Source organism: Streptomyces sp. NPDC041968 (assembly GCF_055589025.1).
This window is the reverse complement of sequence record NZ_JBVJCB010000015.1, coordinates 1-12,541: the sequence shown is the minus strand read 5'-3', so window position 1 is coordinate 12,541 and position 12,541 is coordinate 1. Positions and strand designations below refer to the sequence as shown.

9 protein-coding genes are annotated in these 12,541 nt (G+C 71.0%); 2 read left to right on the top strand and 7 right to left on the bottom strand.

Annotated elements, in window-relative coordinates; all coding sequences use genetic code 11:
• The first annotated feature begins 607 nt into the window (after positions 1-607).
• Positions 608-1,327, top strand: coding sequence for a class I SAM-dependent DNA methyltransferase (locus tag ACZ6EG_RS29950; RefSeq protein WP_391972201.1), 720 nt, complete (start codon positions 608-610; stop codon positions 1,325-1,327).
• Positions 1,328-1,428: 101 nt separating this feature from the next.
• Here the strand turns inward: ACZ6EG_RS29950 and ACZ6EG_RS29945 are convergent, their stop codons facing one another.
• The 7 genes from ACZ6EG_RS29945 to ACZ6EG_RS29915 form a co-directional block, all read right to left on the bottom strand.
• Positions 1,429-2,577 carry a DegT/DnrJ/EryC1/StrS family aminotransferase gene (locus ACZ6EG_RS29945; RefSeq protein WP_469609185.1) on the bottom strand — a complete coding sequence of 383 codons (1,149 nt, stop codon included), beginning with the start codon at positions 2,575-2,577 and terminating at the stop codon, positions 1,429-1,431.
• 407 nt (positions 2,578-2,984) lie between these two features.
• A complete protein-coding gene (locus ACZ6EG_RS29940; RefSeq protein ID WP_469609182.1) occupies positions 2,985-5,198 on the bottom strand; it encodes an alpha/beta fold hydrolase in 2,214 nt (737 codons plus the stop codon).
• Entirely contained in the window at positions 5,195-6,163 is a 969-nt protein-coding gene (rfbB, locus tag ACZ6EG_RS29935; protein WP_391972209.1) for a dTDP-glucose 4,6-dehydratase, read from the bottom strand. The genes ACZ6EG_RS29940 and rfbB overlap by 4 nt, the downstream gene beginning before the upstream one ends.
• 52 nt (positions 6,164-6,215) lie before the next feature.
• Complete coding sequence (rfbA, locus tag ACZ6EG_RS29930; protein ID WP_383645586.1) at positions 6,216-7,094, bottom strand: glucose-1-phosphate thymidylyltransferase RfbA; 879 nt, start codon at positions 7,092-7,094, stop codon at positions 6,216-6,218.
• 26 nt (positions 7,095-7,120) lie between these two features.
• Positions 7,121-8,308 carry a DegT/DnrJ/EryC1/StrS family aminotransferase gene (locus ACZ6EG_RS29925; RefSeq protein ID WP_391972204.1) on the bottom strand — a complete coding sequence of 396 codons (1,188 nt, stop codon included), beginning with the start codon at positions 8,306-8,308 and terminating at the stop codon, positions 7,121-7,123.
• Positions 8,305-8,697 (bottom strand): sugar 3,4-ketoisomerase, encoded by a 393-nt coding sequence (locus tag ACZ6EG_RS29920; protein ID WP_469609399.1) that lies wholly within the window; start codon positions 8,695-8,697, stop codon positions 8,305-8,307. The genes ACZ6EG_RS29925 and ACZ6EG_RS29920 overlap by 4 nt, the downstream gene beginning before the upstream one ends.
• Positions 8,698-8,858: 161 nt before the next feature.
• Positions 8,859-10,070, bottom strand: a complete 1,212-nt coding sequence (locus ACZ6EG_RS29915; protein ID WP_391972205.1) for a cytochrome P450 — start codon at positions 10,068-10,070, stop codon at positions 8,859-8,861.
• Positions 10,071-10,733: 663 nt separating this feature from the next.
• Here ACZ6EG_RS29915 and ACZ6EG_RS29910 point away from each other — a divergent pair.
• The coding region (locus ACZ6EG_RS29910; RefSeq protein WP_469609177.1) for a type I polyketide synthase at positions 10,734-12,541 on the top strand (1,808 nt) is incomplete at its 3' end.

Sequence of the window (12,541 nt, the reverse complement as noted above, 5' to 3'; positions counted from 1 at the left end):
GAACCCAGGTCACTCATCCCGCAGGCACCCCCATCCCTGTGCTTTACCAAAGCATTGACAGGCTATTACGCATTCAAGCACCCCGTCTAGATCGTCCAGTCCAACCGTTCGTCCCCTTCGTCCGGTTCCGGCGGCTCCCTCGAAGGGCATACTCTATTCACCGCCAGAGGGTGGCTGGCCGAAAAGCCGGGGCTTCGTGGCCGATAGACGACCGCGCCCCCGTGACGTCGCGGCGCGATGGAAATGAATTCCATAAAAGCCGTTTCCGGGTCGAACGCTGCCTGTTCAACCGTTGCACCGAACGAGGCTTAAGCTACCCGGCGACCCGGGCCGCACACCGTCGTTTTCGGTAGAACCGGCAACCGGTTGTCCGAATCCGCGCCCGTCTTCCGCGAGCCCTCGCCCCGAAGGCGGGCCGCCCGACTTGACTGACCGGGCCGCCGTTCCTTGACCGCGACTCGGCGTGAACTGTTGGGTGTCCGTACGGAGATCATCGCGAGGACGGCGGCGGACGGCGCCTGCTCCCGCTCCCGCTCCCGAGCGCACGGCGCACTCCTCTTCCCCTCCCTGCACCCCCACGGTTCCCCCTACGGCCCGGAGGATTCCCATGTACGAGAACGACAGTGCCGCCGAGGTCTACGACCTGCTCTACCAGGACCGCAAGGACTACGCGGGCGAGGCCGCCCGGATCACCGAGCTGATCCGGGAGCGCACGCCGGACGCCGCCGGCCTGCTCGACGTCGCCTGCGGCACCGGCACGCACCTGGAGGCCTTCGCCAAGCTCTACGACCGGGTGAGCGGCCTGGAGCTCTCCGAGTGGATGGCGGCCCGCGCCGAGGAGCGGCTCCCCGGCGTCACCCTCCACCGCGGCGACATGCGCTCGTTCGACCTCGGCGAGACCTTCGACGCGGTGGTCTGCATGTTCAGTTCGATCGGCTACCTGGAGACCACGGCCGACCTGGAGGACGCGGTCGCCGCCATGGCACGGCACCTGACCGCGGACGGCGTCCTCGCCGTCGAGCCGTGGTACTTCCCCGACACCTTCCTGGACGGCCACGTCTCCACGCACGCCCTGCGGACGGAACCGGGGGACCGGGGCGTCGCCCGCGTCTCCCACTCGACCCGGGAGGGCGGGCGGACCCGGATGGAGATCCACTACCTGATCGCGCACACCGAGGAGGGCATCCGGCACCGCAGTGAGGTGGACTACCTCACGCTGTTCTCGCGGGCGCAGTACGAGACCGCGTACCGCAAGGCCGGCCTGGACGTGGAGTACGTCGAGACGGGCGGCGGCTCACCCGGCTTCTTCCTCGGCACGCGCGGCTGACGAGCCGACAGGGCGACGGCGGCCCGGACCCGGACCGTCCCGACCGCGCCGCGGCCCCTGTACCGGCGGTCACCGCCGGTACAGGGGCCGCGGCGCGTGCGTCAGGCCGGGGTCCGGGCCGCGGCGCCCACGGCCCTGCGCAGCGAGGACACCACGGTGCGGACGTCGCTGTCCGACAGGCCGGGATGCAGGGGCAGGCACAGCGTCCGCTCGGACGCCCGCTCCACGCCGGGCAGTTCGCCTCCGGCGTGGCCGTAGGCCGGCACCTTGTGCAGGGGCGCGTAGCGGAAGGTGGTGTAGATGCCGTCGTCGAGCAGGTCGCGTGCCACCCGGTCCCGGACGCCGGGGGCCAGCTGGATCCAGTAGAAGTAGTGCGTGGACTCGTGCCCCGCCGGTGGCGCGGGCGGCGTCAGCACACCCTCCAGGGTGCTCAGTTCGCTGTCGTACAGGGCGACGATCTCCCTGCGGCGGGCCACGAAGCCGGGAAGCCGGCGCAGCTGCACCGCGCCGATCGCCGCGGTGAGGTCGTTCCCGATGACGCGCCGGCCCGGTTCGGGGACCTCCATCTCCCACCAGCGCGCCGAGACCCTGGCGTATCCCAGGCCGCTGGAGCGGGTGAGGCCGTGGTAGGCCAGGCGCCGGATCCGGGCGGCCGACTCGGGGTCCTTGACGTAGATCATGCCTCCGTCCCCGGTGACCAGGACCTTCATGGCGTCGAAGCTCCACATGGCGAGGTCGCCGAAGGTGCCGACCGGCCGGCCGTCGACACGGGAGGCCACGGAGCAGGCGGCGTCCTCGATCAGGGTGATGCCCCGCTCCCGGCAGCGCCCGGCGATGCGCACGATGTCCCCGGGGTGGCCGCCGTAGTGGAGGGCGATGACGGCCCTGGTGCGCGGGGTGACGGCCGCATCGACGTGCTCCAGGGCCGGGTTCAGCGTCCGCTCGTCGGTGTCGCAGAAGACCGGGCGCGCTCCCGACAGCTGCACGGCGTTCGCCGCGGCGAGGAAGCTGGGCGAGGGCAGCACGACCTCGTCGCCGGGCCGCAGACCGAGCGACTCCAGGGCCAGGAAGAGGCCCGCGGTGCCCGAGTTGAGGAAGACGACGTGCTCCGCCCCGACCCCGAGGTGATCGGCGAACGCGGACTCGAACGCCGCGGTCCGGGGGCCGTGACCGAGCCACTGGTCGTCGAAGACCTCGGACACCGCCGCCAGTTCCTCGGCCCCCATCTGAGGCTGAAAAAGATTGATCATTATCGCCTTTCGCGTCGCGCTGTCTCGTCCGGACCCGGGCAGGTGCGCCGGCCGCCGACCGCCGTCCCCGCGAAGTCGCCGTCCGTTGCGCCGGGTATTCGCCCGGCACTCGTGAGACGCCCATTTCCGGGAACGCGAAAGGGAATTCCGTCGCCCGTCGGGGTGGTATTCCGTTATTCGGGCACGAAGTAAGGGCGGTCCCGCGTCGGGGCGCACCGCGGCGGGAGAAAGCGGTTACCCGCATGGGGTTCCGCGGGCTTCTCTCCGGTAATTGCGCGCGGTTCGGGGCGGCCGTTCAGCCGCTTCCCGTGCTGGGCCGATAGCGGGAGGACGCCGCTTTACCTTCCGGGAGGCGACCGGCCGGGGGCGCGCCGCCGATTCTCCGGCGGTGCAGCTTCCGTGACCATTCAGTAGGAGGCGTGTGCGCACGCCAGGAGGGTGCGCAGTTCGACGTTGAGATAGTTGCCGTGCGCGAGCAGTTCGGTGAGCTGGCCGAAGGTCGCCCAGCAGAAGCCGGGCGGGCAGCCGATGTCGAGTTCCGGCCCCGCCTCGACCACCATGTAGCGGTTGCGCGCGTGGTAGAAGCGCCCGCCCTCCTCCGACTGCACCGCGTCGTAGCGGACGCGGTCGGCTCCGGCCGTCAACACCCGGTCCAGGTACGGGGGCGACTGGCCGTCCGGCTCGTCCGGCCGGCATTGGACGGTCGGCCCGAACTCGGCGACGTTGAGCGTGCCCACCTCCGACCGCGCCGCCACCAGGGCGTGCAGCACCCCGTTGATCCGCCGGGTGATCAGGGCCGCCAGCCCCTGGGAGCACGGGCGCAGCAACGGCTGGGTCCACGAGGCCACTTCACGGCGCTCCGCCGTCACCTCCACCGCCATGATCTCGAAGTCCCTGCCGCTGCGATGCCGGATCGCGCTCCCGGTCCACTCCCAGCCGTCCCGCCGGGCGTCGTCCAGCGGCACGCTCTGCTGACGCAGCACGCGCAGCGCCCGGACGTCGGTGAGGCAGCTGGTGATGGCGTGCAGGTCGTGCAGCGGCGCGGCCTCCCCGTAGAGGGAGCGGCGCAGCGCCGCCGGGAAGGCGTCGTCGCCGTCGTCGGGCGTGCCGTGCACGGTGGGCAGACAGGCCAGCACACTGCGGGTGTCCATGTTGACGAGGTCGTCCTGGAGCATCAGCCTGCGGATCTGCCCGAGGGTCAGCCAGCGGAAGGCGGCGTCCTCCTCGACGCCGGTGTCGATCTCGACGACCATGTTGCGGTTGCGCTTGTGCAGGAACCAGTCGCCCTGTTCGGACTGGATGGTGTCGATCAGGACCCGGCGGCCGGGGCGGTGGATGAAGTGGTCGAGGTACGGCGTGGAACGGCCGTGGTGCACCTCGTCGAAGTTGCTGCGCGTGGCCTGCACCGTCGGGGAGATCTGCAGCCCGTTGACGTTGCCGGGCTCGGGCTTGGCCTGCATCAGGAAGTGCAGCACCCCGTCGAACTCCCGGGCCAGGATACCGAGGAGCCCCACCTCGGGCTGCACGATGATGGGCTGCACCCGGGCGACCGGAACGGCGTCCGAGCTGGTCCGCAGCCCCTCCACGGAGAAGAAGCGGCCCGTCTCGTGCCGCAGGTCGCCGGTGCCCGGCTCGAAGGACCACCGCCGGAGCCGGTCGAAGGGGATCCGCTCGACGTGGAAGCGGTGCGCCCGGTGGTACTCCTCCAGCCAGCGGGGCACCTCCGCCAGCGCGGTGACCGGACTGTCGAGGGTGTCTGCGGAGGCCAGCACCCGTTCCGCGGTACGCCGGTGGACGGCGTACCCGACCGTGCCCACGTCCCCCGGGCGGACCCGCCGGACGGCACGCGTACCGGCCGAGAGCAGCGGTTCGAGCGTGTCCACCAGGGCCCCGCACACCTCCGCGGTCCGCTGGTAGGGGAAGAAGTGGCCACCGGGGAAGGTCCGCGTCTCGACGCCGGACACCGCCGCCTCGTGCCAGGCCGCCGCCTCGGCCGCGGTCACGGAGGGGTCCTCGGCGCCGGTGAACACGGTGAGGGGACATTCCAGCGGCGCCCCCGGGCGGTGGGCGTAGGCCGCCACGGCCCGGTAGTCGTTGCGGATCACGGGCAGCACCAGCTGGAGCAGCTCCGGATCGGCGAACACCTGGCTGTCGGTGCCGTCGAGCTCGCGGAGTTCCTCCACCAGCCGGTCGTCGTCGTAGAGGTGGACGGTCATCGGCCGGTCCACGGCGGGGGCCCGGCGCCCGGAGACCACCAGGCGCACCGGAGCCGCGCCCCGCTGCTGGAGCGCGCGGGCGACCTCGTACGCCACCAGTGCGCCCATGCTGTGCCCGAACAGCACCACCGGCGGGCCGGCCTGCGCCTCCAGCAGGCCGGCCAGGGGTTCGGCCAGGCCCTCGATGGTGTCGATCAGCGGCTCGCCCCTGCGGTCCTGGCGTCCGGGGTACTGGACGGCCACGACCTCGATCCGGTCCGGCAGCTGCCGGGTGAACGGCAGGAACGAACTCGCCGAGCCGCCCGCGTGCGGGAAGCACACCAGCCGCACGGCGGGCGACGCGGACGGCTGGTACCGGCGGAGCCACAGGTCGAGCTGGTCCACGGATGCGGACGTCACCGTCATCGCCCCCTCTTCGCGGGCGCCCACCACGCGCGGTTCTCCCGGTACCAGTGCACGGTCCGCTCCAGCCCTTCGTCGATGGTGATCCGCGGCGCGTAACCCAACTCGTCCGCGATCTTGGTGTAGTCGACGGAGTAGCGCCGGTCGTGGCCCTTGCGGTCGGGCACCCGCCGCACCGCCGACCAGTCGGCTCCGCAGAGCTTCAGCAGGCGCTCCGTCAGCTCGACGTTGCTCAGCTCGGTGCCCCCGCCGATGTTGTAGACCTCGCCGGGCCGGCCGCCCCGCGCCACCAGGGCGATGCCCCGGCAGTGGTCGTCCACGTGCAGCCAGTCGCGCCGGTTGCCGCCGTCGCCGTAGAGCGGGACGGTGCCACCGTCGAGGAGGCTGCTGGTGAACAGCGGGATGATCTTCTCCGGGTACTGGTAGGGCCCGTAGTTGTTGGAGCAGCGGGTGACGCACACCGGCAGCCCGTGCGTACGGTGATGCGCCAGCGCCAGCAGGTCGGAGGACGCCTTGGAGGCGGCGTAGGGGGAGTTGGGGTGCAACGGGTGCTCCTCGGGCCACGACCCCGCCTCGATCGAGCCGTACACCTCGTCCGTCGAGACGTGCACGAACAGCCCGGGGCGTACGGCCAGTGCCTCCTGGAGGAGGACCTGGGTGCCCAGCACGTTGGTGCGTACGAAGGCGTCGGCGTCGTCGATCGACCGGTCCACGTGCGACTCGGCCGCGAAGTGCACCACCAGGTCCACCCCCGCCATGGCCTGGGTCACCGCCGCGCGGTCGCGGATGTCCCCCGGGAAGATCCGCAGCCGGGGACAGTCGCCCACCGGGGCGAGGTTGGCCAGGTTGCCCGCGTAGGTGAGCGCGTCGAGCACCCTCACCTCGGGCTTGCCGAACTCCGGCAGGGAACCGTCCAGCAGTGCGTTCACGAAGCGCGAGCCGATGAAGCCGGCGCCCCCGGTGACCAGGATCCGGGCCGGCGGCCGCCGGCCGGCGGTGCGGGCGGGCCCGCGCGGGGTCTCATGCGGTGCCTGCACGGGTGGCCACCTCCATCAGGTACGCCCCGTATCCGGAGGTGCCCAGTTCGCTGCCGAGCCGGTGCAGGGTGTCGGCGTCGATGAAGCCCATGCGCAGGGCGATCTCCTCGATGCAGGCGATCCGCACGCCCTGGCGCTGCTCGATGAGCTGGACGTACTGGCCGCCCTGGAGGAGGGAGTCGTGGGTGCCCATGTCCAGCCAGGCGAAGCCGTGGCCCAGTTCGATGAGCCGGGCCCGCTTCTGCTCCAGGTAGGTCTTGTTGACGTCCGTGATCTCCAGCTCGCCGCGCGCGGAGGGCCGGATGTTCTTGGCGATGTCGACCACGTCGTTGTCGTAGAGGTAGAGGCCGGTCACGGCGAGGTTGGAGCGGGGACGGGCCGGTTTCTCCTCCAGGGACAGCAGCACGCCCTGGTCGTCGATCTCGCCGACGCCGTAGCGCTTGGGGTCGCTGACCGGGTAGCCGAACAGCACACAGCCGTCGAGGTGGCGGATGCTGCCCTGCAGCACGGCCGAGAAGCCGGGGCCGTGGAAGATGTTGTCGCCCAGGATGAGCGCGACCGGGGAGTCGCCGATGTGGTCGGTGCCGATGGTGATGGCCTGGGCTATGCCCTCGGGCTCCGCCTGCTCGGCGTACGTGATGTCCAGACCGAGCCGGGAGCCGTCACCCAGCAACCGCTGGAACAGCTCGATGTGCTGGGTGGAGGAGACGACGAGGATCTCCCGGATACCGCCCAGCATCAGGACGGACAGCGGGTAGTAGATCATCGGCTTGTCGTAGACGGGCAGCAGTTGCTTGGACAGCGTGCCGGTCAAGGGGCGTAGGCGGGTTCCTCCGCCGCCTGCGAGGATGATCCCTTTCATTCCGGGACGCCCTGACATGACCTCGGTCATCGTTTCTCCGTCACTAGAGGAAAACGCTGGCCGTCCGGCGTCGGGTACGCCGCCAGCCCTGTCGGGTACGCCGCCAGCCCCGCGGACGCCGCTCGGACCGCCGCCACGACGGCGCGGGCCTCGTCCTCCCCGAGGTGCGGTCCCAGGGGGAGGCTCAGGCTCTGCGCCGCCAGGCGTTCACTGAGCGGGTGGGTCCCCGCCGGCGCGCCCGCCGGGTCGTCGGCGTAGGCCGGGGACCGGTGCGGGGGCACGGGGTAGTGGATCAGGGTCTGCACCCCGGCCCGTTCCAGCCGGCGGCGCAGCTCGTCACGCTCCGCGCAGCGGATCACGTACAGGTGCCACACCGGGTCGGCCCAGCGAGCGGTCACGGGGAGGGCGAGCTGCGGCAGTGCGCCCAGGGCCCGGTCGTACCGCTCGGCGATGCGGGCCCGGCGGGCGTTCCAGGCGTCGAGCCGCGGCAGTTTGGCCCGCAGCACGGCCGCCTGGAACTCGTCGAGCCGGGAGTGGGTCGAGCGCACCTCGTGCCGGTACTTCTCCCGGGAGCCGCAGTTGCGCAGCAGCCGGATCCGCTCGGCCACACCGGAGTCCCCGGTGACCACCGCGCCGCCGTCCCCCATGGCACCGAGGTTCTTGCCGGGGTAGAAACTGAACGCGACCACATGACCCGAGCCGATCCGGCGTCCCCGGTAGCGGGCCCCGTGAGCCTGGGCCGCGTCCTCGACCACGGCCAGGCCGTGCCGTGCGGCGATCGCCAGCAGCGGGTCGAGGTCCGCCGGGTGCCCGTGCAGGTGCACCGGCATCAGGGCCCTGGTACGAGGGGTGAGGGCCGCCTCCACCAGCACCGGGTCGAGGGAGAGCCCGTCCGGCGTCGGGTCGACGGCCACCGGCCGCGCCCCGGTGGCGGACACGGCCAGCCAGGTCCCGATGAAGGTGTGCGCGGGCACCACCACCTCGTCCCCGGGACCGATGTCCAGCGCCCGCAGGGACAGCTCCAGCGCGTCGCAGCCACTGCCCACCGCCACGCAGTGGTCGTTGGCGCAGTACGCGGCGAACTCCTCCTCGAAGGACGCAAGTTCCGCGTCGAGCAGATAACGGCCGGAGGCGGCCACCCGCTGGAGCGCCGCGTCGATGTCGTCCCGCAACTCCCGGTAACCGGCGCCCGCGTCGAGGAAGGGGATGGTCATGTCAGGCTCCGTGCGTCATGCAGGAAGGTGTCGTAGTCGCGGTAGTAGTCCGACTCCTCGTAGTGCTGCGAGGCGAGGACCAGCGCCACGGTGTCGGGGTCGAAGTCCTTCAGGACGCGCCAGACCATGGGGCCGATGCAGAGCCCGGCCCCGGGCTCGTCGAGACGGTAGGTGGCGTGCTGGAAGCCGTCGTCGAGGGTGATGGAGAAGGCACCGTGGACGGCGATGACGAGCTGCTCCAGGGTGCGGTGCGCGTGCAGGCCGCGCGGGGGCGAGGACTGGGTCTGCCCGTGCATGTAGTAGACGCGTCGGACGGGGAAGTCCACGGTCACGCCCGACTCGATCACGGAGAGGCTGCCGCGCGGGTCGATGTGCTGCTCCAGCCTGATCAGCCGGCACGGCTTGATCCTGCCGACCCGCCGGGCAGGAGGCTCGGCTGTGTTCTCGGCGATGGCGGCGCTCCTTATCGGGCGGTCGTGATCGGGCGGTCGTGAGGTCCGGGGCCGGCCGGCTCGGGACGGCCCCGGACTCCGGGACGGGACCCTCGGGGTCAGTTCCAGTCGACCCGGACGGGCAGGTACTTCGGAGTGAGCTGGTCGGCCTCGTAGAACACGGTGTGCTCGTGGTCGATGCGGAAGCCTTCGACCCGGTCCAGGAGGAGTTCGAGCATGACCTTGCCCTCCAGGCGGGCGAGGGCGGCACCCAGGCAGTGGTGGATGCCGTGGCCGAAGGCCATGTGCCGGGTCCCGTCCGAGCGGCGGATGTCGAAGGTGTCCGGGTCCGGGAAGTGCCGGGGGTCCCGGTTGGCGGACTGGCTCCAGGCGATCACCATCTGGCCCTTCTCCATGAGCGGACCGAGGACGGTGGTGTCCTCCTTGACGAACCGGAAGATGTTGTTGAAGGGGCTGCGGTAGCGCAGCGTCTCCTCGATCGCCCCGGGCACCAGGGAGCGATCGGCCCGCAGGTCCGCCAGCGCCCGCGGGTTCTCCTCCAGGACGAGGAAGAGGTTGCTGAGCAGGGTGCTGGAGGAGACGTGCCCCGCGGTCAGGAGCAGCGCGACGATGTTGACGATCTCGACGTCGGTCAGCCGGCGGCCGTCCTGCTCGGCCTGGACCAGCCCGCTGACCAGGTCGTCGGCGGGCGCGTCCCGCTTGGCGTGGATCTGCTTCAGGAGGTAGTCGGTCATCTCCTTGAGGGCCGGCGCGATCGTCTCGGTGAAGTTGTCCGGGAGGTTCGGGTACTCCAGGCCCTCGTTCGTCAGCAGGGTGTCGACCCACTCCCGGAACAGGTCGCGGTCGCCGGCGGGTATGCCCAGCAGTTCGGCGATCACGATGACCGGCAGTGCGTAGGACAGGTCGCCGACGGCGTCGACGACGTCCTGTTCCCCCACCCTGTCCAGGAGCTCCTCGGTGATCGCGCGCACCCTGGGCTCCAGCCGGGCGATCCGCCGGGGGGTGAAGGCCTGGCTCACCAGTTTGCGCATCGGCCCGTGCGCGGGCGGGTCCAGCGCGCCGATCGTGCCCGGACCGATGATCATCTCCAGTTCGGGCGGCGTCGGCATCACCATGTTGAAGTCCGAGGAGAAGTACTGCGGATGGTTCGACACCGTCACGTAGTCGTCGTAGCCGAACACCTGCCACGCCTGCCGGGTCTCGTCCCAGAACACCGGATGACGTGTCCTGTTGTACGCGAACCAGTCGAGCAGCCCCCGGGCGTCCGCGTCCTTGCTCAGCTCCATCGGTCCCGTCACGGCCTCACCCATCAGTCGAACTCCTCGAAAAGCGGTGTGTGGACCGAACGCGCGGCACGGTGGTTCCGGTCCCGGTTACCGGCAGAGCTTAGGAATCGCCGGAGAATGTCGGCAAGGCGGACCTGACACAATGAGTATCCGTCTGAAATCCCGGCCGAGATGCCGGTCCGGGCAGCGCGCGAGCGGCGGGGGCGGGGCAGGGCGGAGGGCTCGGGGCGACCTGACATATTCGTCGCGAATTATTTGTCCCGGGCCGCTCGGTGCTGAAATCTTGCCCGTTCGCCCGATATTCGGGTGCCGTGCGCGGCCTTGCGTGACCGCTCGGGCGCCGGGCATCGACCCAGTTGACCTGGTGCGATGCCCAAGCCACTCCTAGGCGGACCCCGACGAACTCGCCCGACTCCGGGGGAATGCCGGCTGCGTCGGGCGATCCCGGGCGTTGCCGTGCGGTGCCGTGCGATGAGAATCCGCGGGCACCTTCGAACTTGACACAATTGATTGTCGTTCGTCGGCCGTTCCTGTCGCCCGGCAGTTCGCCCGCTGTACGCTCATGAAGATCAAGAAAAGACAGGAAAGCTACGGCGCGGTACGGCGAACATATGAGGGATGCAGGTGTCTGAAGAACTCGCGATTTCCCGAAGTGGCGACCGCTCCGACGCCGTTGCCGTGGTCGGAATGGCGTGCCGATTTCCCGGCGCACCCGGAATCGCGGAATTCTGGAAACTGCTGACCGACGGAAGGGAAGCGATCGACCGGGACGCCGACGGCCGTCGGCGCGGCATGATCGAGGCACCCGGCGACTTCGACGCCGCCTTCTTCGGCATGTCACCCCGCGAGGCCGCCGAGACCGACCCCCAGCAGCGCCTGATGCTCGAACTCGGCTGGGAGGCCCTGGAGGACGCCGGCATCGTCCCCGGTTCCCTGCGCGGCGAGGCGGTCGGAGTCTTCGTCGGGGCCATGCACGACGACTACGCCACCCTGCTGCACCGCGCCGGCGCGCCGGTCGGCGCCCACACCGCCACCGGCCTCCAGCGGGCCATGCTCGCCAACCGGCTCTCCTACGTCCTGGGGACGCGCGGCCCCAGCCTCGCGGTCGACACCGCGCAGTCGTCCTCCCTGGTCGCCGTGGCCCTCGCCGTCGAGAGCCTGCGGGCCGGCACGTCCCGCATCGCCGTCGCCGGAGGCGTCAACCTCGTCCTGGCCGACGAGGGAACGGCCGCCATGGAACGCCTCGGCGCCCTCTCACCCGACGGCCGCTGCCACACCTTCGACGCCCGCGCCAACGGCTACGTCCGCGGTGAGGGCGGCGCCGTCGTCGTCCTGAAGCCCCTCGACGACGCCCTGGCCGACGGGGACCCCGTGTACTGCGTGGTGCGCGGCGTCGCCGTCGGCAACGACGGCGGCGGCCCCGGGCTGACCGCTCCCGACCGCGAGGGACAGGAGGCGGTGCTCAGGGCCGCCTGCGCCCAGGCCCGCGTCGACCCCGCCGAGGTACGTTTCGTCGAACTGCACGGCACGGGCACCCCGGTGGGCGACCCGGTCGAGGCACACGCCCTCGGCGCGGTGCACGGCTCCGGTCGGCCGGCCGACGACCCCCTGCTGGTGGGCTCGGTGAAGACCAACATCGGCCACCTGGAGGGCGCCGCAGGCATCGCGGGCCTGGTCAAGGCCGCACTGTGCCTGCGGGAACGCACCCTTCCCGCCTCGCTGAACTTCACCACCCCCTCCCCGGCCATCCCTCTGGACCGGCTCCGGCTGAAGGTGCAGACCGCCGCGGCCGAGCTGCCGCTGGTCCCGGGCGGCACACCCCTGCTGGCGGGCGTCAGCTCCTTCGGGATCGGTGGCACCAACTGTCATGTGGTGCTGGAGCACCTGCCTCGGGCCGTCCCGGGCGTGGCCGTCGTCGGCTCCGAATCCGACTCCTTCGCCGGCTCCGGCTCGGGCTCTGTCTCGCTTCCGGGTGTCCCGCCGTTGTTGGTTTCCGCGCGTTCGGAGGGGGCGTTGCGGGCGCAGGCGGCTCGGTTGCGTGATCTGGTCGGGCGGTCGGGTGTGGATCTGCGGGATGTTGCTTCTTCGCTGGTTTCGACGCGGACGCTTTTCGAGCGTCGTGCTGTGGTGGCGTGTGGTGGGCGGGATGAGGTGGTGGCTGCTCTGGATGGGTTGGCGGGTGGCCGGGCGTCTGCGGGTGTGTGGACGGGGTCGGCGGTGCCGGGTGGGGTGGGGGTGTTGTTCTCGGGTCAGGGGGCGCAGTGGGTGGGTATGGCGCGTGGGTTGTATGCGGGGGGTGGGGTGTTTGCGGAGGTGCTGGATGAGGTGTTGGGGCTGGTGGGGGAGGTGGGTGGTTGGTCGTTGCGGGAGGTGATGTTCGGGGATGTGGGCGTTGGTTTGGGGTTGTTGTCGCGTACGGAGTTTGCTCAGCCTGCGTTGTTTGCGGTGGAGGTGGCGTTGTTCCGGGCGTTGGAGGCTCGGGGGGTTGGGGTGTC

What these genes read in the sequence shown, in the direction of transcription:
- ACZ6EG_RS29950 (WP_391972201.1), top strand. Translation starts at nt 608, where the DNA reads ATGTACGAGAACGACAGTGCCGCCGAGGTCTACGACCTGCTCTACCAG.
- ACZ6EG_RS29945 (WP_469609185.1), bottom strand. Translation starts at nt 2,577, where the DNA reads ATGATCAATCTTTTTCAGCCTCAGATGGGGGCCGAGGAACTGGCGGCG.
- ACZ6EG_RS29940 (WP_469609182.1), bottom strand. Translation starts at nt 5,198, where the DNA reads ATGACGGTGACGTCCGCATCCGTGGACCAGCTCGACCTGTGGCTCCGC.
- rfbA (WP_383645586.1), bottom strand. Translation starts at nt 7,094, where the DNA reads ATGAAAGGGATCATCCTCGCAGGCGGCGGAGGAACCCGCCTACGCCCC.
- ACZ6EG_RS29925 (WP_391972204.1), bottom strand. Translation starts at nt 8,308, where the DNA reads ATGACCATCCCCTTCCTCGACGCGGGCGCCGGTTACCGGGAGTTGCGG.
- ACZ6EG_RS29915 (WP_391972205.1), bottom strand. Translation starts at nt 10,070, where the DNA reads ATGGGTGAGGCCGTGACGGGACCGATGGAGCTGAGCAAGGACGCGGAC.